The organism is Xanthomonas sp. NCPPB 3174 (assembly GCF_056725205.1).
Window position 1 is genome coordinate 1,902,227 of the sequence record NZ_CM161517.1, and the last position, 20,140, is coordinate 1,922,366.

Sequence of the window (20,140 nt, forward strand, 5' to 3'; positions counted from 1 at the left end):
GTCGGCGCGTCGGTGCCCCAGCAGGGTGGCTCAGTTGCGCGGCAGCGACGAGCCGCGCAGCGCCAGTGTCACCGGCAGGGTGCGGCTGCTCACCGGCTGCCCGGCGATCTGCGCCAGCAGGGTGTCCACCAGCACCGCGCCGGCCAGCTTGGTGTCCTGCTGCACCGTCGACAGCGCCGGGTCGACGCTGGCGGCCACCGGGATATCGTCGAAGCCGGCCAGGGCCACGTCCTCGGGCACGCGCAGGCCATGCTCGCGCAGCGCCTTCAGCGCGCCGATGGCGATCAGGTCGCTGGCGGCGAACAGCGCATCGAAGCGCTCGCCGCGGCCGAGCAGCGCCAGCGCCGCCTCGTAGCCGGACTGCTCGGTGGTGATCGCATCGACCTGCAGCGCCGGCGTGGCGTCGGCGCCGGCCGCGCGTAGCGCCTGCAGATGGCCGCGGTAGCGTTCCAGGAATTCGGGGTAATGGTTGGACGCGTCGCCGAGGAAGGCGATGCGGCGGCGGCCCTGCGCCAGCAGGTGTGCGGTGATGTCGTGCCCGCCCTGGAAGTTGTCGCTGCCGATCGAGACCCCCGGCTGCCCGGGCAGCACCGCGCCCCAGCGCACGAAATGCGTGCCCTGGTCGACCAGGTGCTGCAGCCGCTGCTGCGCCTGCAGGTAGTCGCCATAGCCGAGCAGGATCAGTCCATCGGCCTTCTGGCTGTCGCCGTAGTCGGCGCGCCAGTTGTCCGACAACTGCTGGAACGACACCAGCAGGTCGTAGCCGTGACGGGCGCATGCGCGGGTGATCGAGCCCAGCATCGAGTGGAAGAACGGGTTGATCAGCGAGTCGTCGGTGGTCGGATCTTCGAAGAACAGCAGCGCCAGGGTGCCGGCATTGCGCAGGCGCAGGCTGGAGGCGTGCTTGTCGACCTTGTAGTTCAGCTCGCGCGCGATCGCCAGGATCTTGCGCCGGGTCTGCTCGTTGACCGCCGGGCTGCCGCGCAGCGCGCGCGAGACGGTGGGTTGCGACACGCCCGCGAGATAGGCGATGTCCAGTGAGGTGGCCTTGCCTTTGATGACGGCGCGTCCGGTGCGGAGAAAACGTCGGCGAAGCATGCCATGGCGGCTGCTGTAGCTCTTGCTGCGGCGCAGCGAAGGCCTCGGCGGCATACCAGGAATGACCGTTTTGGTAAAAGACCGCAATTACCATTTTGGTAAAAGCTGGTTTACCATTCCCGTCTATCGACCTGATCCGGACATGGGTGGCCCGCGGCAACGCCGGCCGAGCGTGCGACATGAGCACTACCACCGCCCTCGCGTGAGTTCCTGCCCAAGGCTGTCCGAGCAGGCGCCCTTGTGGCGCCTTCTTTCTGTCCCGCGCCCCGCCGCGACCGCCACCACGGTGGCGTGGACGCCGTCCCCCCGTTTCCATTTCCGCCGACTCCCATGATCACGATCACGCTCCCCGACGGCAGCCGCCGCGAATTCGAACACCCCGTCAGCCCCATGGACGTGGCCCAGTCCATCGGCCCCGGCCTGGCCAAGGCCACCATCGCCGGCCAGGTCGACGGCCGCCTGGTCGACGCCTGCGACCTCATCGACCACGACGCCAGCCTGCGCTTGATCACCGCCAAGGACGCCGAAGGCGTGGAGATCATCCGCCACTCCTGCGCGCACCTGGTCGGCCACGCGGTCAAGCAGCTGTATCCCGAGGTCAAGATGGTGATCGGTCCGGTCATCGCCGAGGGCTTCTACTACGACATCTACAGCGAGCGCCCGTTCACTCCCGAGGACCTGGCGGCGATCGAGAAGCGCATGCAGGAGTTGATCGCGCAGGACTACGACGTGATCAAGAAGGTCACCCCGCGCGCCGAGGTCATCGAACTGTTCAAGCAGCGCGGCGAGGACTACAAGCTGCGCCTGATCGAGGACATGCCCGACGACGTCACCGCGATGGGCCTGTACTACCACCAGGAATACGTGGACATGTGCCGCGGCCCGCACGTGCCGAACACGCGTTTCCTCAAGGCGTTCAAGCTGACCCGCATCTCCGGCGCCTATTGGCGCGGCGACGCCAAGAACGAGCAGCTGCAGCGCATCTACGGCACCGCCTGGGCCGACAAGAAGCAGCTCGAGGCCTACATCCTGCGCATGGAGGAGGCCGACAAGCGCGACCACCGCAAGATCGGCAAGCAGCAGGACCTGTTCCACCTGCAGGAAGAGGGCCCGGGCCTGGTGTTCTGGCATCCCAAAGGCTGGTCGATCTGGCAGGTGGTCGAGCAGTACATGCGCAAGGTCTACCGCGACAGCGGCTACGGCGAGGTGCGCTGCCCGCAGATCCTGGACGTGTCGCTGTGGCAGAAGTCCGGCCACTGGGACAACTACCAGGACAACATGTTCTTCACCGAGTCGGAGAAGCGCACCTACGCGGTCAAGCCGATGAACTGCCCCGGCCACGTGCAGGTGTTCAACCAGGGCCTGCACAGCTACCGCGACCTGCCGATCCGCTACGGCGAGTTCGGCGCCTGCCACCGCAACGAGCCGTCTGGCGCGCTGCACGGCATCCTGCGCGTGCGCGGCTTCACCCAGGACGATGGCCACATCTTCTGCACCGAGCAGCAGATCGAGGCGGAGGTCACCGCCTTCCACCAGCAGGCGCTGAAGGTGTACGGCGACTTCGGCTTCGACGACATCCAGATCAAGATCGCCTTGCGCCCGGAAAAGCGCCTGGGCGACGACGCCACCTGGGACAAGGCCGAGGCCGCCCTGCGCGCCGCGCTCGGCGCCTGTGGCGTGGAGTGGCAGGAACTGCCGGGCGAGGGCGCCTTCTACGGCCCGAAGATCGAGTACCACCTCAAGGACGCGATCGGCCGTACCTGGCAGCTCGGCACTATGCAGGTGGATTTCATGATGCCCGGCCGCCTCGGCGCCGAGTACGTGGACGAGCACAGCCAGAAGAAACATCCGGTCATGCTGCACCGGGCTATCGTCGGCTCGATGGAGCGCTTCATCGGCATCCTGATCGAGCACCACGCCGGCATGTTTCCGGCCTGGCTGGCGCCGGTGCAGGCCGTGGTCATGAACATCACGGACGCGCAGGCAGACTATGTAGACAACGTGCGGAAACTCCTTGCAAATCAAGGGTTCCGCATCGAAGCCGATTTGCGGAACGAAAAAATCGGTTATAAGATTCGCGAACACACGCTGCAGCGGGTGCCGTACCTGTTGGTCGCGGGCGACCGCGAGACGGAAAACGGCGCGATTGCGGTCCGTACGCGATCGGGGGAGGATCTGGGCACCATGTCGGTCGCCGCCTTCGCCGACCGGCTGCGCGCCGAGCAGTTGGCGTGACACCACCCTGGCGCGGACGGAGCCTCCGTCCGTGCCAGTCCGATTCCCCTGGGAGATTGCAACATCAGTACCCCTGACAACAAACAGAATCGCAAGAACCAAGAGATCCGCGTGCCGCGCGTGCGCGTGATCGGCGCAGACGGCGAGATGGTCGGCGTGTTGAGCCGCGACGAAGCGCTGGCGATGGCCGAGGAAGACGGCCTGGATCTGGTCGAGATCCAGCCGCAGGCCGATCCGCCGGTCTGCAAGATCATGGACTTCGGCAAGTTCAAGTTCGAGCAGCAGAAGAAGGCCAACGAAGCCAAGAAGAAGACCAAGCAGGTCGAGATCAAGGAAATCAAGTTCCGTCCGGTCACGGACGAAGGCGATTACCAGATCAAGCTGCGCAACATGCGCCGCTTCATCGAGGAAGGCGACAAGGTCAAGGTCAACATCCGCTTCCGCGGTCGCGAGATGAGCCATCAGGAGCTCGGTCGCGAAATGGCCGCGCGGATCGAAGCCGATCTGGGCGAGGACATCGTCATCGAATCGCGTCCGCGCCTGGAAGGCCGGCAGATGGTGATGATGATCGCGCCGAAGAAGCGCTGATCCGCGGACTGCAGCCCGGGATCGCGCCCCGCCAACGGCAGGCGCGCGGTTCTCCGGTATCTGTGGCCAACCTCTTCTTGACGTTCCGGGCGTAGCGCGGCTGCGCCGTTGCGGCGTGCCCGTGCGCCGCCCAGCCTGCGCGAATCCCGAATCCCGAATCCCGAATCCCGGCGCGCAAGCGCCCAGATCGAACTGCATGATTTGCAAGGCATTCCAAGCCCTGGCATAATGCGCGGCCCAGTTCATCGGGTTTGCCGCTCCGGCGGCAATAGGACCCGCCCGGATCCTCAGTGGATCAAGGGCTTACAAGCAGGTAAGGGCACGGACGGAAAGTGTGGCGCAGCCACCGCCCTGACCAGTGACAAAACACCATCAAGGACATTGCAATGCCCAAGATCAAGACCAACCGGGCGGCGGCCAAGCGTTTCCGCAAGACCGCCTCCGGCAAGTACAAGGCCGGCCACGCCAACCGTAGCCACATCCTCACCAAGAAAGCGACCAAGCGGAAGCGCAACCTGCGGCAGACGAACCACGTCCGTGCCGAGGACGCAGGCCGTCTGGACCGTATGCTTCCCTACCTCTGAGGACTGAACCATGGCTCGAGTCAAGCGTGGCGTCCAGGCGCGCCGTCGTCACAAGAAAGTTCTGAACCTCGCCAAGGGCTACTACAACGCCCGTCGCAAGGTCTTCCGCGTCGCCAAGCAGGCGGTGATCAAGGCGCAGCAGTACGCCTACATCGGCCGCAAGCAGAAGAAGCGCAATTTCCGTTCGCTGTGGATCACCCGCATCAATGCGGCGGCCCGCATCAACGGCATGAGCTACAGCCGTTTCATGAACGGCCTGCTCAAGGCTGGCATCACCCTCGACCGCAAGGTGCTGGCGGACATCGCCGTGCACGACGCGCAGGGCTTTGCCGCCCTGGCGGAGAAGGCGAAGGGCGCGCTGGCGGCATAAGTTTGCGAGTCCCTGCAGAAACCCGCGCGTCCACGTGCCGGGTTTCGGCGGGAGCCATCGCAGGCATGCAGGGGAAGGGCGCAAGTCCTTCCCCTTTTGCGTTTTTGGGGCGTCCCGATGCGGGGTGCCTGCCGGGTAGGTGAGGTCCCGCATCGGTGGGACACGGTGGCCACGGTTCGGCCGGAGCAGTGAGGCGCGAGTGCAATGAGTGAGATCGATTCCCTGAGCGGGCAGGCGCTGGCGGAGATTGCCGCGGCGCAGAGTCCGGAGGCGCTGGAGCAACTGCGGGTCGCGCTGCTCGGCAAGAGCGGCAGCATCACCGCCCAGCTCAAGCAGCTCGGTGCGCTGGCGCCGGAGCAGCGCAAGCTGGCCGGCGAGGCGATCAACCGCGCGCGCGACACGGTGTCCGCCGCGCTGGCCGAGCGCCGCACGCTGCTGGAAACCGCGGCGCTGGACGCGCGCCTGGCCGCCGAGCGCATCGACGTGACCCTGCCGGGCCGGCGCGGCGAACGCGGCGGGCTGCATCCGGTCACCCGCACGTTGGAGCGCATCACCGAGATCTTCGCGCGACTGGGCTACGAACTGTCCGACGGCCCTGAGATCGAGGACGACTGGCACAACTTCGAGGCGTTGAATTTCCCGCCGCACCACCCGGCGCGGGCGATGCACGACACCTTCTATTTCGGCGACGGCCGCCTGCTGCGCACCCACACCTCGGGCGTGCAGGTGCGCTACATGGGTGAGCATGCGCCGCCGCTGCGCATGATCGCCGCCGGCAAGGTCTACCGCAGCGACAGCGACCAGACCCATTCGCCGATGTTCCATCAGGTCGAAGGCCTGCTGGTCGACGAGCACGCGACCTTCGCCGACCTCAAGGGCACCCTGGCCGAGTTCGTGCGCGCGTTCTTCGAGCGCGATTTCCAGATGCGCTTCCGCCCCAGCTACTTCCCCTTCGTCGAGCCCGGTGCCGAGGTCGACATCGCCTGGCAGCAGCCCGACGGCAGTACCCGCTGGCTGGAAGTGCTCGGCTGCGGCATGGTCCACCCGAACGTGCTGCGCAACGTCGGCATCGACCCCGAGCGCTACACCGGCTTCGCCTTCGGCATGGGCGTGGAGCGTTTCGCGATGCTGCGCTACGGCGTCAACGACCTGCGCGCCTTCTTCGAGAACGACGTGCGGTTCCTGCGGCAGTTTGCCTGAGGGCGGGGATTCGGGAGTGGGGATTGGGGATTCGTTGAAGCGAGTTCCCCTCCAATCTTCCGGTCCCACGCGTATCCGCTCCTGCGAATCCCCAATCCCGAATCCCCAATCCCGGCCTTCCAATGAAATTCAGCGAAAACTGGCTGCGCAGCCACGTTCCGACCCAGGCCTCGCGTGAGCAGCTCACCGCGACCCTGACTGCCATCGGCCTGGAGGTCGAGGAGGTCGTGCCGCTCGGCGACGGCCTGCAGCAGGTGGTGGTGGCGCGGATCGTCGAGGCCGCGCCGCATCCCGAGGCCGACCGGTTGCAGGTGTGCCGGGTCGATGCCGGGCAGGGCGAGCTGCTGCAGATCGTCTGCGGTGCGCCGAATGCGCGCGCCGGGCTGGTCGCGCCGCTGGCGCTGGTCGGTGCGCAGGTCGGTGGCATCGCGATCAAGCCGGCCAAGCTGCGCGGCGTCGCGTCCAACGGCATGCTGTGCTCGGCCAAGGAGCTGGGCCTGGACAGCGATGCGTCCGGGTTGTTCGAGCTGCCCGACGATGCGCCGGTCGGCCAGGCGCTGACCGAGTACCTGGGGCTGCCCGACGCCAGCATCGAGATCAAGCTCACGCCCAACCGTGCCGACTGCTTCGGCGTGCGCGGCATCGCCTACGACGTGGCCGCGGCCTGCGGCAGCGACGTGCTGCCGCTGGCGGTGACGCCGGCGGCGGTGAGCAGCGAGCGCACGCTGGCGGTGGCGCTGGACGCGGGCGCCGACGCGCCGCGTTACTGCGGCCGCGTGGTCGAGGACCTGGATCCGGCGGCGAAGACGCCGCTGTGGATGGCCGAACGCCTGCGCCGCAGTGGCGTGCGCCCGGTGTCGCTGCTGGTGGACATCACCCAGTACGTGATGCTGGAACTGGGCCAGCCGATGCATGCCTTCGACCTGGACACCTTGCAGGGCCCGGTCGGCGTGCGCCACGCGCGCGACGGCGAGACCCTGACCCTGCTCGATGGCCGCGAGGCGGCGCTGGATCCGGCCTTCCTGCTGGTCACCGACGCCGATCGGCCGGTGGCGCTGGGCGGGCTGATGGGCGGCCACGCGACCCGCGTCACCGAGACCACCTGCCACGTGTTCCTGGAGGCCGCGCATTTCGCCCCGGCGGCGATCATGGGCCGCGGTCGCAAGCTCGGCCTGCACACCGATGCCGGCCACCGTTTCGAGCGCGGCGTCGACCCGGCGCTGCCGCGGCAGGCGCTGGAACTGGCCACGCGGCTGGTGCTGGAGCTGGCTGGTGGCCGCGCCGGCCCGGTGGTCGAGGCCGCCCTGCCCGAATTCCTGCCGGCACCGGCGCCGATCGCGCTGCGCCGCGCGCGCATCCTGCGCGTGCTCGGCATCGAGATCGCCGACGCCGACGTGGAGCGCATCCTGCGCGCGCTGGGCATGGAGGTGACTGCATCGGCCGATGGCTGGCAGGTCACCGCGCCGAGCCGCCGCTTCGACATCGCCATCGAAGAGGACCTGATCGAGGAACTGGCGCGCATCCACGGCTACGACCGCCTGCCGATGACGTTGCCCGGCGGCGCCACGCGCATCGCCATGGACAGCGAGACCCAACTGGACGAGCGCAGCGTGCGCCGGCAGTTGCTGGCGCGCGAGCTGCTGGAAACCATCAACTACGCCTTCGTCGATGCCGCGCTGCTGGACCAGTGGGGGCTGCACGACGGGCGCGTGGCCCTGGCCAATCCGCTCAGCGCCGAACTGGCGGTGATGCGTCCGTCGCTGCTGCCGGGGCTGGTCGCGGCGCTGGGCCGCAACGCCGCGCGCCAAGCCGGGCGCGTGCGCCTGTTCGAACTGGGCAAGGTGTTCGCCGCGGCGGCGGAAGCCGGTGCCGCGCCGACCGAGACCCAGCGGGTGGCGGCCGCGGTGTGCGGCGATGCCGACGCCCTGCAGTGGGGCCTGCCGGCGCGCAAGGTCGATTTCCACGACCTCAAGGGCGACCTGGAGGCCCTGGCCGCGGCGTCCGGCGCACGCCTGGACTATCGGCCGGCGACGCACCCGTTCGCGCATCCGACCCGATCGGCCGACGTCTATCGCGACGAGACGCGGATCGGCTGGATCGGGCAGTTGCATCCGCGGCTGCTGCAGGCGATGCAGATCGACGTGGACGTGCTGGCGTTCGAGCTGGACCTGGCGCCGCTGGCCGCGCGTGCCTTGCCGCGCGCCGCCGAGCTGTCGCGGTTCCCGTCGGTGCGCCGCGACCTGGCCTTCGTGGTGCCGGACGCGGTGAGCTGGGCGGCGCTGGCGCGTAGCGTGCGCGCGGCGGTGGGGCCGTTGCTGCGCGAGGTGGTGCTGTTCGACCGCTACGTCGGCGCGGGGGTCGAGGCTGGTTGCAAGAGTCTCGCTATGGGCTTGATTTTGCAGGACAACACGCGCACTCTGACAGAACGCGACGTGGAGGCGGTGGTCGCCGATGCGGTGGCCGCGCTGGCGCGGGAACACGACGCGCGGATGCGTGGTTGAGAAGGGACAGGGGATAGCAGGGCAATGGCGTTGACCAAAGCGGAAATGGCCGAGCGGTTGTTCGACGAAGTCGGGCTGAACAAGCGCGAGGCCAAGGAATTCGTCGATGCGTTCTTCGACGTGCTGCGCGATGCGCTCGAGCAGGGGCGGCAGGTGAAGCTGTCCGGTTTCGGCAACTTCGACCTGCGCCGCAAGAACCAACGGCCCGGCCGCAATCCCAAGACCGGCGAAGAGATCCCGATTTCGGCGCGGACGGTGGTGACCTTCCGTCCCGGACAGAAGCTCAAGGAGCGAGTGGAGGCATATGCTGGACCCGGGCAGTAACCGCGAACTTCCGCCGATTCCGGCCAAGCGCTACTTCACCATCGGTGAGGTCAGCGAGCTGTGCGACGTCAAGCCGCACGTGCTGCGCTACTGGGAGACCGAGTTCCCCAGCCTGGAACCGGTCAAGCGGCGCGGCAATCGGCGTTACTACCAGCGCCACGACGTGCTGATGGTGCGGCAGATCCGCAGCCTGCTGTACGAACAGGGCTACACCATCGGCGGTGCGCGCCTGCGCCTGGAAGGCGAGGGCGCCCGCCAGGAATCGGCGCTGAGCAACCAGATCATCAAGCAGGTGCGGCAGGAGCTGGAAGAAGTCCTGCAGCTGCTGCGGCGTTGAATCAGGGCGGCCACCGCCGCTAGGAATGCCAGCGGCAAACCCGCTATAATCGCCAACTCGCCGCGAGGCGGGTCCGCCATGACGGCGGAGACGCAACACATCGGGGTATAGCGCAGCCTGGTAGCGCACTAGTCTGGGGGACTAGTGGTCGTCGGTTCGAATCCGGCTACCCCGACCATCTTTCGAAGGCCCATGTCTGCGACATGGGCCTTTTTGTTTGGCCAGGCTGGGCGGCCGACCTCCACGCGCGCCGGTAGACGTGCACGGCCCCCCGGGGGCGAGCGCCGCTCATGGCAGCGGTGCCGAAGCCGACGATCCGTAACATTCGTTTGGGGCCAAACGCACTGCCGTAGACAAAATTCGCAGGACTGCGCCATGGCTGCGCGCCGGCGCCGCCGCGTCAGATCGGAAAGCCGCGCCAGAACTGAGAGCGATGCAGCGTCAATGCGTTGACATTGATCACGTTAACATCGCGTCGATGGAACGTTCACCGGCCCTTGCTACGCTGAATCGCCGGACATGTAGTTGAACCCTCCTGTTACTGCGTCAAAAAAATGTCGGGTAACGCCTTGGTGACGGCAGATGGCTGTGCCATAGTGCGTTGCAACACGAAGCTTCGCTGTTGGCCAGGGCCGTTCGTCCCGGGCAGGAATTGACACCGTGATCATCCTCTGGCCGGGACGGAGCCCTGGCCGGTTGGACGAGTGCGGCGCTTCGAAAACCATTCGACAGAGGGCATCAGCATCGCGCATGGGTAAACTTTCCGTGACCTTCCACTGGGCGCTGGCCCTGTTCTGCCTGGGACTGCTGTCTGCATGCAGCAGCGGGCCGGCGATGCGTACCGACCTGCCGGCGGGCGATCCGCTTGCCGCTTCAATGGGCAAGCCGGAATACCTGCTCGGCCCGGGCGACCTGCTGACGGTCAAGGTGTTCCAGGTCGACGACCTGGAGCGGCAGGTGCGGGTCGACAACGAGGGCCGCATCTCGCTGCCGCTGATCGGCGACGTGAAGGCCGCCGGCTCCAGCGTCAATGCGCTGCAGAAGGAGATCGCCGACCGCTACCGCAACGGCTATCTGCAGAACCCGCAGGTGTCGGTGCTGGTCGACGAGTTCACCGGCAACCGGGTCACGGTCACCGGCGCGGTCAGCGAGCCGGGCATCTATCCCATCCAGGGCTCCGCGCTGACTCTGCAGCAGGCGCTGTCGCTGGGCAAGGGCGTCAGCGACGTGGCCAGCCGCGGCAACGTGGTGGTGTTCCGGACCGTTGACGGGCAGAAGATGCTGGCCCGTTTCGATCTGCGCGAGATCCAGAAGGGGGCCGCGCCGGATCCGGCGATCTACGGTGGCGACATCGTGGTGGTGTACCGCTCCGACGCGCTGGTGTTGCTGCGGACCGTCGTGCAACTGACCCCGTTCGTGATGGTCTGGAGGGCCTACCGATGAGCGCCTCCACCTTGCCTCCCGCCTCGGCGCCTCGCGCGCGCGCCGTGGGCACGCCGCTGAGCCCGGCCGACATCGGCCTGCTGGATTACTGGAATGCGCTGTACCGCCAGCGTTGGCTGATCGTCGGCATCACTGCGGCGGTGGTGCTGCTGGCGCTGCTCGTCCTCCTGCTGATGACGCCGAAGTACCGTGCCACCAGCGTGCTGCAGATCGAGCGCGAATCGCTCAACGTCGCCAATGTCGCCAACCTGATGCCGGTGGAATCGCCGCAGGATCGCGACTTCTACCAGACCCAGTACGAGCTGCTCGGCAGCCGGTCGCTGGCGCGGCAGGTGATCCGCGAGGCCAAGCTGACCCAGGAACCGGCGTTCAAGCCGCTGGTCGACGAAGCCCTGGATAAGCTGCAGGACAACGGCGACGGGCGTGCGCCGACGCCGCAGGCGCGTGCTGCCGCGGCCGAGAATGCGCTGGTCGGCCCGGTGCTGGATGCGTTGACCATCGAGCCGGTGCGCGACTCGCGCCTGGTGCGGATCAACTTCGATTCGCCCGACCGGGTGCTGGCCACGCGCGTGGCCAATACCTACGCCAAGATGTTCATCGCCTCGACCCAGGAACGCCGCCTGCAGGCGTCCTCGTTCGCTGCGCGTTACCTGTCCGAGCGTCTGGCGCAACTGCGCGACAAGGTCGAGGAGTCGGAGAAGAACGCGGTCGACTATTCCAGCCAGGAACAGATCGTGTCGATGGGCGACGACAAGCCGTCGCTGCCCACGCAGAACATGAGCGAACTGAATGTGCGCCTGGCCGCGGCGCAGGACGCGCGGATCAAGGCCGAGGCGGCTTGGCGCCAGGCCGGCATCGGCGACGGCATGGGCCTGCCGCAGGTGGTCAGCAATCCGTTGATCCAGAACCTGCGCGCCGAGCAGGCCAAGCTGACCGCCGACTACCAGCAGAAGCTGGCGACGTTCCAGCCCGGCTACCCGGAGATGCAGCGCCTGCAGAACCAGATCGCCGAGACCAAGCGCCAGATCGCCGACGAGGTCGCCAACATCCGCAGCGCGCTGAAGAACGACTACGAATCGGCGCGTCAGCAGGAAACCTTGCTGGCCGACCGCATCGCCGCACTGAAGAACGACGAACTGGACCTGCAGACCCGCAGCATCCGCTACACCATGCTGCGCCGCGAGGCCGACACCAACCGCCAGCTCTACGACGCGCTGCTGCAGCGCTACAAGGAGATCGGCGTGGTCGGCAACGTGGGCACCAACAACATCTCGATCGTCGACCGCGCCGATGTGCCCGGCAAGCCGAATTCGCCGAAGAAGTTGCTCGGCCTGGCGCTGGCCTTCGTGTTCGGCCTGTTCCTGGCGGTGGCGGTGGCGCTGGTGCGCTATTTCATCCGCGAGGCCGAAGCCGCGGCGGCGGCCTCGGCATGAGATGTCGCAGCGCCATGGCGCGCCGCACCGCGCAATGCGCGAGCGCGTGCCGCAACGCACACATCGGCATCGGTTCGACGCACAGTCTTCAGTGAGGTGATACGTGGTTCAGCTAGGCAATGAGGTGCTCCATTATTTTCCAGCGCGGTTGTACGAAGACGTTCTTCTGTTGAAGTAATCACGGGCTGCCGTGGACCTGGGGTCGGCGAGGGAGGCGCCGCAGCGGTCCACAGGCAGGCGAAATCGAGGCCCGGCGGCGTCGCATGTTCCCCCGCATGCCGATCGACCGGGTTTGGATAGGAATCCCGATCATGCTTTTGGCAGACCTGAGTAGCGCCACCTATACGACCTCCTCGCCGCGCATGCTGTCCAAGTACGCGGCCGCGGCAGACATCCTGTTGCGCGTGTCCGACCTGACCGTCATGGTCGGCGGCGCGTTGCTGACCCACCGGCTGCTGTTCGGTACCTGGATGCCGGAACCGGCATACCGGGTGGCGATCGGCACCACGCTGCTGTACGCGGTGATCTGCTTCGCCCTGTTCCCGCTGTACCGCAGTTGGCGCGGGCGCGGCCTGTTGCGCGAGATGATGGTGCTGAGCCTGGCCTGTGGCGGCGTGTTCGCCCTGTTCGCCATGCATGCCTTCGTGGTGCAGTTCGGCCAGCAGGTCTCGCGGCTGTGGATCGGCACCTGGTTCGTCACCAGCCTGGGAACGCTGCTGCTCTCGCGCACGGTGGTGCGCGGCGTGCTCAACCGGCTGCGTTCCGAAGGCGTGGACGTGCAGCGCGTGGTGGTGGTCGGGTTGCGCCATCCGGTGGTGAAGATCCACAACTACCTGAGCCGCAATCCCTGGGTGGGCATGCAGGTGGTGGGCTACTTCAGCAGCGACTACGACCTGTCGGTGGCCGACCATCCGCAGAAGCTGCAGTGCCTGGGCGAGGGCACCGCCGACGCGCTGATCGACTACCTCGACGACCACCAGGTCGAGCAGGTATGGATCTCGTTGCCGCTGGGCGAGCGCGACCACATCAAGCAGCTGCTGCAGCGCATGGACCGCTATCCGATCCAGGTCCGGCTGATTCCCGATCTGTTCGACTTCGGCATGCTCAACCAGTCCGGCGACCAGATCGGCAACGTACCGGTGATCAACCTGCGCCAGGGCGGGGTGGACCGCAACACCTACTTCGTGGTCGCCAAGGCGCTGCAGGACAAGCTGGTGGCCCTGGCCGCGCTGGCGGTGCTGTGGCCGCTGATGCTGGCGATCGCGGTGGGCGTGAAGCTGAGCTCGCCGGGTCCGGTGTTCTTCCGCCAGCGCCGCCACGGCCTGGGCGGGCGTGAGTTCTACATGTACAAGTTCCGCTCCATGCGCGTGCAGCAGGAGCCCAGCGACGTGGTGGTGCAGGCGACGCGCGGCGACAGCCGGGTGACCCGCTTCGGTGCGTTCCTGCGCCGCACCAGCCTGGACGAACTGCCGCAGCTGTTCAACGTGCTCGGCGGCAGCATGTCGGTGGTGGGGCCGCGTCCGCACGCGGCGCAGCACAACACCCACTACGAGAAGCTGATCCACCATTACATGCAGCGGCACTACGTCAAGCCGGGCATCACCGGCTGGGCGCAGGTCAACGGCTTCCGCGGCGAGACGCCGGAACTGCGCACGATGAAGAAGCGCATCCAGTACGACCTGGACTACATCCGCCGCTGGTCGTTGTGGCTGGATACGCGGATCATCGTGCTGACCGCGTTCAAGGTGCTCGGGCAGAAGACCGCCTACTGATGCGCCCGATGCGTCTTCTTCCCGCCGACCGTGTGCAGCGTCGGCGTCGCCTCCGCGTCGCCGTCGTTCCTGCATTGCCTGCACCGAATGGGCTGGCGCGCCGCATGCCGGCGCCATGCCCGGCGCGCGTCCAGCGTGGCGTCGTCGCGCGATGCGCCGTCGCCGCAGCGGGGTGCGCATGCTGAGCGCGCCGGACATGCCGCTGCGTGAGCAGCGTCGCAACCTGCTGATCGAGCTGGTGCTGTTGTTCGCCGTCGGCTACAACTTCGTGCTGGCCGTGATCAACGCCAAGGTGTTCCGGGTCAGCCCGGCGATGACCTACGCGGTGGAACTGGCGGTCTATGCGGCGTGTTTCCTGCTTGGCATGCGCGCGCTGGACCGCAAGCGCATGGCGATGGTGTTCACCGGCATCGCCCTGCTGGCGCTGCTGATGCTGGTGCGCCTGTTCATGGCGTGGACGCTGGATCCGAAGTTCTTCCGCGATGCGCTGATCCCGTTCGCCTTCCTGATGCTCGGCGCGGCGTATACCGGTTCGCTGCCGCGCATGTTCGTGCGCATGGCGCTGCTGGTGTCGCTGGTGGCGGTGTTCGAGCTGGCCCTGCCCAAGGTCTACGGCGACGTGGTCAACCCCAAGAGCTATTTCGTCAACGCGCGCGGCGCCAGCGCGTCGAGCTTCTGGAACCAGGACAGCAATCTGTTCGTCAGCGCCACCAGGCCCGGCGCGCGCAACTTCCTGCCGTCGTCGAACCTGCCGCGCGCCTCCTCGGTCTTCATCGAGCCGGTGACGATGGGCAACTTCATCATCTTCTTCACCGCGATCCTGCTGACCTTCTGGCGCTGGATGCGGCCGCTGGCGATCGTCGCCTCGGTGGCGATGATCGGCTTCCTGATCGTGGCCTCGGACGGGCGCCTGGCCGCCGGCACCTGCGTGATGATGGCGCTGCTGAGTCCGTTGCTGCTGCGCACCGACCAGCGGCTGGGCTTTGTGATCTTCTTCCTGGTGATGGGCGGGGCGTGGCTGCTGGTCTGGGCCTCGGGCATCCAGAGCTACGAGGACACCACCCTGGGGCGGGTGTTCTTCACCGTCGATTCGATCCGCAGGATGAGCGCCGATGCGTGGATGGGGCTGGACGTGGATCAGCCGTACCGCTACTTCGACAGCGGCATCGCCTACTTCATCTCCTCGCAGTCGGTGCTGCTGGTGCTGGCGTTCCTGCTGGCGTACTCGTTCGCGATGCTGATGCGCACCATCGAAGGGCAGTTGTTCAAGAACCTGCTGATCTTCGCGTTCTCGCTGAGCCTGCTGGTTTCCAACGGCTATTTCTCGATCAAGACCGCGGCGCTGTGGTGGTTCGTGTGCGGTTGCCTGTGGCAGATGACGCCGCGCCTGCGCGATGCGCCCGCGCTGCCGGCGACCGCGACGACGCCGGCTCCGCGTCTCCCGGCGGTGCCGGCATGAGCGCGCCCGCCACGGCTGTTTCCGCGTCGGTGCCGGCGCAGGCGCGCACCGCGCGAACGCGTGCGTCGCGCGATATGCGCATCGATGCGGCAAAGGCGCTGGCGATCCTGCTGGTGGTGTTCGGGCATGCCAAGGGCATTCCGCACGCCTACGTGATCCTGGCCTACAGCTTCCACGTGCCGATGTTCTTCCTGCTGTCGGGCTGGGTCGGCGAGGCCTTCGGCAACCGCCCGCTGACCCTGGCCACGGTCGGCAAGCTGGCGCGCAGCCTGCTGCTGCCGTACGTGGCGTTCTTCTTCGTCGCTTATGCGTACTGGATGCTGACCCGGCATATCGGCAGCAAGGCGCAGCTGTGGGGCGACCGGCCGTGGTGGGAGCCGCTGCTGGGCCTGGTCAGCGGCATCGGCCCCAAGCTCTACGTGATGCCGGCGCTGTGGTTCCTGCCGGCGCTGTTCGTGACCACGCTGGCGTATCTGGCGCTGCGTCGAACGCTGTCGTTGTCGGTGCTGGCCGGGTTGTCGTTGCCGCTGGCCTGGGGCTGGGCGTGCTGGTTCCCGGGGCAGGACATGCGCCTGCCGTTCTCCCTGGACGTGCTGCCGGTGGCGCTGTGCTTCTTCGCGATCGGTGCGCTCGCCGCCACGCGGGCGCAGTGGTGGCCGGCGCGGCCGGCCGGGAATGCGCTGGCCGCCCTGCTGCTGGGTGCCGCTTGGTTCGCGATCGCCTGGCACAACGGCCGCGTGGACGTGAACATGCTCAAGTTCGGCGATTCCCCGCTGGGCTTCCTGGCCGCCAGCCTGCTCGGCAGCGCCATGGCGCTGTGCATCGCCGGGCTGCTGCAGCACTGGGCCTGGTTGCAGTGGATCGGACGCAACACCTTGCTGATCCTGTGCACGCACACCTTGTTGTTCTCGGTGATGGCCGGCATCGCCGCCCGCACCGGCCTGGTCCGCGGCGACGCCTGGGGACCGGCCTGGGCAGTGTCGGTGAGCGTGCTGGCGGTGCTGGCCAGCGTACCGATGCGCGCGGTGCTGGTGCGGATTGCGCCGTGGATGATCGGCGTGCGTCGCAGCGCGGTCGCGGGAGCGACGGCATGAAGGTGGTGCATGTGGTGCGCCAGTTCCATCCGTCGGTCGGCGGCATGGAGGAGGTGGTGCTGAATATCGCGCGCCGCCATCTGCAGCAGGGCCGCGATCAGGTCGAAGTGGTGAGCCTGGAGCGGGTGTTCACCGATCCGCAGCAGCGTCTGGCGCCGCGCGACAGCCACCAGGGCGTGCCGATCGTGCGCTTGCCGTATCGCGGTTCCTCGCGCTACCCGCTGGCGCCGTCGGTGCTGTCGGCAGTGCGCGGTGCGGATCTGCTGCATGTGCACGGCATCGATTTCTTCTACGACTTCCTGGCCCTGACCCGGCCGCTGCACCGTGTGCCGATGATCGTCTCCACCCATGGCGGTTTCTTCCACACCACCTATGCCTCGCGCCTGAAGATGCTCTGGTTCAAGACCCTCACCCGCGCCTCGGCGCTCGCCTACGCGCGGGTGGTGGCGACCAGCGAGAACGATGGCCGGCTGTTCTCGCAGGTGGTCGCGCCGCAGCGGCTGCGGGTGATCGAGAACGGGGTGGACGTGGACAAGTTCGCCGGGCAGGGCAGCGCCACGCCCGGACGCACGCTGATCTACTTCGGGCGCTGGTCGGTCAACAAGGGCCTGCTGGAGACCCTGGACCTGGTGCGCGCGCTGGCCGCGCGGGATCCGGCCTGGCAATTGATCGTGGCCGGGCGCGAGTACGACTTCAGCGTGGCCGACCTGCAGCAGGCGATCGCCGAGCGCGGCCTGCAGCAGCGGGTGCGCCTGCAGGTAGCGCCGACCCAGGCGCAACTGGCGCAGTTGCTCGGCAGCGCGCAGTACTTCGTGTGCCTGTCGCGGCACGAGGGGTTCGGCCTGGCCGCGGTGGAAGCGATGAGCGCGGGACTGCTGCCGATCCTCAGCGACATCCCGCCGTTCGCGCGGCTGCAGCGCGAGTCGGGGCAGGGCGTGCTGGTCGACCCGGCCGATCCGCAGGCGGCCGCGGCCACGGTGCGCGCCTTCGCTGCCGCCACCGATGCGGACTTCGCCGCGCAGCGCGACGCGGCGATGGCGTATGCGCATCGCTACGACTGGGACCGCGTGGTCGGTGCCTATCTGGACGAGTACCGCCTGGCGCTGGGCGGCGCGGAGGGCGGCCGATGAGCGGCGAGCGCCAACGCCACGGCGCGGCGCAGCAGACTGCGCCGGCAGTCACCGTGCTGCTGTCCACCGAGCGCCCGACCGCGACCACCAATCCCTACCTGACCCAGCTCTACGCGGCGCTGCCGCCGCAGGTGCACCTGCGTTTCTTCTCGATGCGCGCGGCGCTGCTGTCGCGCTACGACGTGCTGCATCTGCATTGGCCGGAGTACCTGCTGCGGCATCGCACCGCGCTCGGTACGCTGGCCAAGCAGGCCTGCGTCGCGCTGTTGCTGCTGCGCCTGCGTGTGACGGGCGTGCCGTTGGTGCGCACCCTGCACAACGTGGCGCCGCACGAGGACAAGGGCTGGCGCGAACGCCTGCTGCTGCGCTGGATCGACCGCCAGACCGCGCGCTGGATCCGCATCAATGCGACCACGCCCGAACGCGCGCCGGCCACCGACACCATCCTGCACGGCCATTACCGCGACTGGTACGCGCCGCTGCCGCAACCGCCGCGGGTGCGCGGGCGCCTGCTGCACTTCGGGCTGCTGCGCCCGTACAAGGGCGTGGAGACGCTGATCGCGACGTTCGGCGCATTGTCCGATCCCCAGCTCAGCCTGCGCATCGCCGGCAACCCGATCGATGCGCAGATCCGCGGCGTGGTCGAGCGCGCCTGCGCCGAGGACCCGCGGATCAGTGCACGCCTGCAGTACGTGGAGGACGCGGTGCTGGCGCAGGAGGTCGGGGAGGCCGAACTGGTGGTGCTGCCGTACCGGCAGATGCACAACTCCGGCACCCTGCTGCTGGCGCTGTCGCTGGCGCGCCCGGTGCTGGCGCCGTGGAGCGAGGCCAATGCCGCCATCGTCGACGAAGTCGGCGCGCAGTGGGTGCAGCTGTACCAGGGCGAGCTGGATGCGGCGCAACTGGCGCGGGCCCTGGCGCACGCGCAGCAGTTGCCGGCCGACGCCGTGCCGGACCTGTCGCGGCGCGACTGGAACGGCATCGGCCTGCAGCATTACCGCAGCTATCTGCAGGCGCTGACCGCGCGCCGCGGGGAGGACGCATGAGCAGCGCCGAGACCCCGCGGCCGGTAGCGCCGCAACCCGGACTGGGCGCCCGCGCCGCCGGCGGCGCAGCCGTGACCATGGCCGGGCAGCTGGCCAAGATGGTGGTGCAGTTCGGCGGCATCATTCTGCTGGCGCGGCTGCTGACGCCCTACGACTACGGCCTGATGGCGATGGTGACGGCGATCGTCGGCATGGCCGAAATCCTGCGCGACTTCGGCCTGTCCTCGGCCGCGATCCAGGCCAAGCACGTCAGCCGCGAGCAGCGCGACAACCTGTTCTGGATCAACAGCGGCATCGGCCTGGCGCTGGCGATCGTGGTGTTCCTGTCCTCGTCGTGGATAGCGCACTTCTACCGCGAGCCGGCCTTGCTCGGCATTTCCCAGGCGCTGGCGGTGACCTTCCTGCTCAACGGCATGACCACGCAGTATCGCGCGCACCTGAGCCGTGCGCTGCGCTTCGGCCAGGTCTCGCTGAGCGACGTCGGCGCGCAGGTGCTGGGCCTGCTGGCCGGCGTCGGCGTGGCCCTGGCCGGCTACGGCTACTGGGCGCTGGTCTGGCAGCAGGTGGTGCAGGCACTGGTCAACCTGCTGATCGCCGGCGCCTGCGCGCGCTGGCTGCCGCGCGGCTACCGGCGCGATGCGCCGATGCGCACCTTCCTCAGCTTCGGCTGGAATCTGATGGCGGCGCAGTTGCTCGGCTATGCCAGCCGCAACGTCGGCCAGGTGATCATCGGCCACCGCATCGGCGCCGAGGCGCTGGGCCTGTACAACCGCGCGTTCCAGCTGCTGATGATGCCGCTGAACCAGATCAACGCACCGGCCACCTCGGTGGCGCTGCCGGTGCTGTCGCAGTTGCAGGACGACCCGCCACGCTTCGGCAACTTCCTGCTGCGCGGGCAGACGGTGATGGTGCACCTGATCGTCGCACTGTTCTCCTTCGCCTGTGCGCTGGCGATGCCGCTGATCGTGCTGGTGCTGGGCGAACAGTGGCGGCCGGCGGTGCCGCTGTTCCAGGTGCTGACCCTCGGCGGCATCTTCCAGACCGCGTCCTACGCCACCTACTGGGTGTTCCTGGCGCTGGGCCTGATGCGCCAGCAACTGGTGTACTCGGTGGTCGGGCGGGTGATGCTGATCGCCTGCATCTTCGCCGGCTCGCTGTGGGGGGTGATGGGGGTGACCGTGGGCTACACGCTGGGTCTGCTGGTGATGTGGCCGCTGTCGGTGATCTGGATCGCGCGTATCGCGCCGCAGATTCCGGCCTGGGAGCTGTTCAACAACGCCTTGCGCGCGGTGCTCGGCTACGGCGTCTGCGGCGTCGCCGCCTACCTGGCCGCGCAGCAGTGGGGCGGCGCGTCGCTGTGGATGCAGCTCGTCGTCGGCGCCGTGGCGATGGCGCTGTCCGGCTTGCTGGTGTTCGCGCTGTGGCCGGCGTTCCGCCGCGATGTGTTGGCCATCCTGCAGATGCGCACGCTGTTGCGCCAGGCACGGGGAGCGCGATGAGCGTCGGCCGGCCGCGTCTTTCCTTTC

At 67.9% G+C, this 20,140-nt stretch carries 17 protein-coding genes and 1 tRNA gene; 17 read left to right on the forward strand and 1 reads right to left on the reverse strand.

The genetic code is table 11. The features are described 5' to 3' along the window. Positions 1-30: 30 nt before the first annotated feature. Positions 31-1,098 carry a LacI family DNA-binding transcriptional regulator gene (locus tag AC1PK7_RS08335; RefSeq protein ID WP_481100456.1) on the reverse strand — a complete coding sequence of 356 codons (1,068 nt, stop codon included), beginning with the start codon at positions 1,096-1,098 and terminating at the stop codon, positions 31-33. Positions 1,099-1,428: 330 nt separating this feature from the next. Here AC1PK7_RS08335 and thrS point away from each other — a divergent pair, with 330 nt between their 5' ends. The 17 genes from thrS to AC1PK7_RS08420 all read left to right on the forward strand — a co-directional run bounded on the left by thrS (position 1,429) and on the right by AC1PK7_RS08420 (position 20,113). Beyond that, positions 1,429-3,333: a threonine--tRNA ligase gene (thrS, locus tag AC1PK7_RS08340; protein ID WP_481100457.1), complete on the forward strand. Its 1,905-nt coding sequence runs from the start codon at positions 1,429-1,431 to the stop codon at positions 3,331-3,333. Positions 3,334-3,381: 48 nt separating this feature from the next. Continuing rightward, positions 3,382-3,921 carry a translation initiation factor IF-3 gene (gene infC, locus AC1PK7_RS08345; protein WP_081481966.1) on the forward strand — a complete coding sequence of 180 codons (540 nt, stop codon included), beginning with the start codon at positions 3,382-3,384 and terminating at the stop codon, positions 3,919-3,921. Between the two features lie 386 nt (positions 3,922-4,307). After that, the gene (gene rpmI, locus AC1PK7_RS08350; protein WP_010342861.1) at positions 4,308-4,505 is read left to right on the forward strand and encodes a 50S ribosomal protein L35; all 198 of its coding nucleotides are present in this window, start codon (positions 4,308-4,310) and stop codon (positions 4,503-4,505) included. Positions 4,506-4,515: 10 nt separating this feature from the next. After that, positions 4,516-4,875 (forward strand): 50S ribosomal protein L20, encoded by a 360-nt coding sequence (rplT, locus tag AC1PK7_RS08355; protein WP_010342859.1) that lies wholly within the window; start codon positions 4,516-4,518, stop codon positions 4,873-4,875. A gap of 204 nt (positions 4,876-5,079) precedes the next feature. Next, complete coding sequence (gene pheS / locus AC1PK7_RS08360; RefSeq protein ID WP_481100458.1) at positions 5,080-6,075, forward strand: phenylalanine--tRNA ligase subunit alpha; 996 nt, start codon at positions 5,080-5,082, stop codon at positions 6,073-6,075. A 122-nt stretch (positions 6,076-6,197) separates the two neighbouring features. Next, positions 6,198-8,576, forward strand: a complete 2,379-nt coding sequence (pheT, locus tag AC1PK7_RS08365; protein ID WP_481100459.1) for a phenylalanine--tRNA ligase subunit beta — start codon at positions 6,198-6,200, stop codon at positions 8,574-8,576. Between the two features lie 24 nt (positions 8,577-8,600). Then, the gene (locus AC1PK7_RS08370; RefSeq protein WP_003466661.1) at positions 8,601-8,900 is read left to right on the forward strand and encodes an integration host factor subunit alpha; all 300 of its coding nucleotides are present in this window, start codon (positions 8,601-8,603) and stop codon (positions 8,898-8,900) included. Further along, on the forward strand, positions 8,881-9,237 hold the full coding sequence (locus AC1PK7_RS08375) for a MerR family transcriptional regulator (RefSeq protein ID WP_009597860.1): 357 nt from the start codon (positions 8,881-8,883) through the stop codon (positions 9,235-9,237). Before AC1PK7_RS08370 ends, AC1PK7_RS08375 begins: the two co-directional genes overlap by 20 nt. 101 nt (positions 9,238-9,338) lie before the next feature. Next, positions 9,339-9,415: transfer RNA gene (locus tag AC1PK7_RS08380), tRNA-Pro, on the forward strand. 572 nt (positions 9,416-9,987) lie between these two features. After that, positions 9,988-10,680 carry a polysaccharide biosynthesis/export family protein gene (locus AC1PK7_RS08385; protein WP_150409446.1) on the forward strand — a complete coding sequence of 231 codons (693 nt, stop codon included), beginning with the start codon at positions 9,988-9,990 and terminating at the stop codon, positions 10,678-10,680. Continuing rightward, complete coding sequence (locus AC1PK7_RS08390; RefSeq protein WP_481100460.1) at positions 10,677-12,113, forward strand: GumC family protein; 1,437 nt, start codon at positions 10,677-10,679, stop codon at positions 12,111-12,113. Before AC1PK7_RS08385 ends, AC1PK7_RS08390 begins: the two co-directional genes overlap by 4 nt. A gap of 311 nt (positions 12,114-12,424) precedes the next feature. Further along, entirely contained in the window at positions 12,425-13,885 is a 1,461-nt protein-coding gene (locus AC1PK7_RS08395; RefSeq protein ID WP_010342854.1) for an undecaprenyl-phosphate glucose phosphotransferase, read from the forward strand. 178 nt (positions 13,886-14,063) lie between these two features. Beyond that, the gene (locus tag AC1PK7_RS08400) at positions 14,064-15,344 is read left to right on the forward strand and encodes a polysaccharide biosynthesis protein GumE (protein WP_481100869.1); all 1,281 of its coding nucleotides are present in this window, start codon (positions 14,064-14,066) and stop codon (positions 15,342-15,344) included. Beyond that, on the forward strand, positions 15,341-16,438 hold the full coding sequence (locus AC1PK7_RS08405) for an acyltransferase family protein (protein WP_481100461.1): 1,098 nt from the start codon (positions 15,341-15,343) through the stop codon (positions 16,436-16,438). The genes AC1PK7_RS08400 and AC1PK7_RS08405 overlap by 4 nt, the downstream gene beginning before the upstream one ends. Then, positions 16,435-17,568, forward strand: coding sequence for a glycosyltransferase family 4 protein (locus tag AC1PK7_RS08410; RefSeq protein ID WP_481100462.1), 1,134 nt, complete (start codon positions 16,435-16,437; stop codon positions 17,566-17,568). Before AC1PK7_RS08405 ends, AC1PK7_RS08410 begins: the two co-directional genes overlap by 4 nt. Further along, positions 17,565-18,614 carry a glycosyltransferase gene (locus tag AC1PK7_RS08415; RefSeq protein ID WP_481100463.1) on the forward strand — a complete coding sequence of 350 codons (1,050 nt, stop codon included), beginning with the start codon at positions 17,565-17,567 and terminating at the stop codon, positions 18,612-18,614. The genes AC1PK7_RS08410 and AC1PK7_RS08415 overlap by 4 nt, the downstream gene beginning before the upstream one ends. Further along, the gene (locus tag AC1PK7_RS08420) at positions 18,611-20,113 is read left to right on the forward strand and encodes a lipopolysaccharide biosynthesis protein (RefSeq protein WP_481100464.1); all 1,503 of its coding nucleotides are present in this window, start codon (positions 18,611-18,613) and stop codon (positions 20,111-20,113) included. Before AC1PK7_RS08415 ends, AC1PK7_RS08420 begins: the two co-directional genes overlap by 4 nt. Positions 20,114-20,140: the final 27 nt, after the last annotated feature.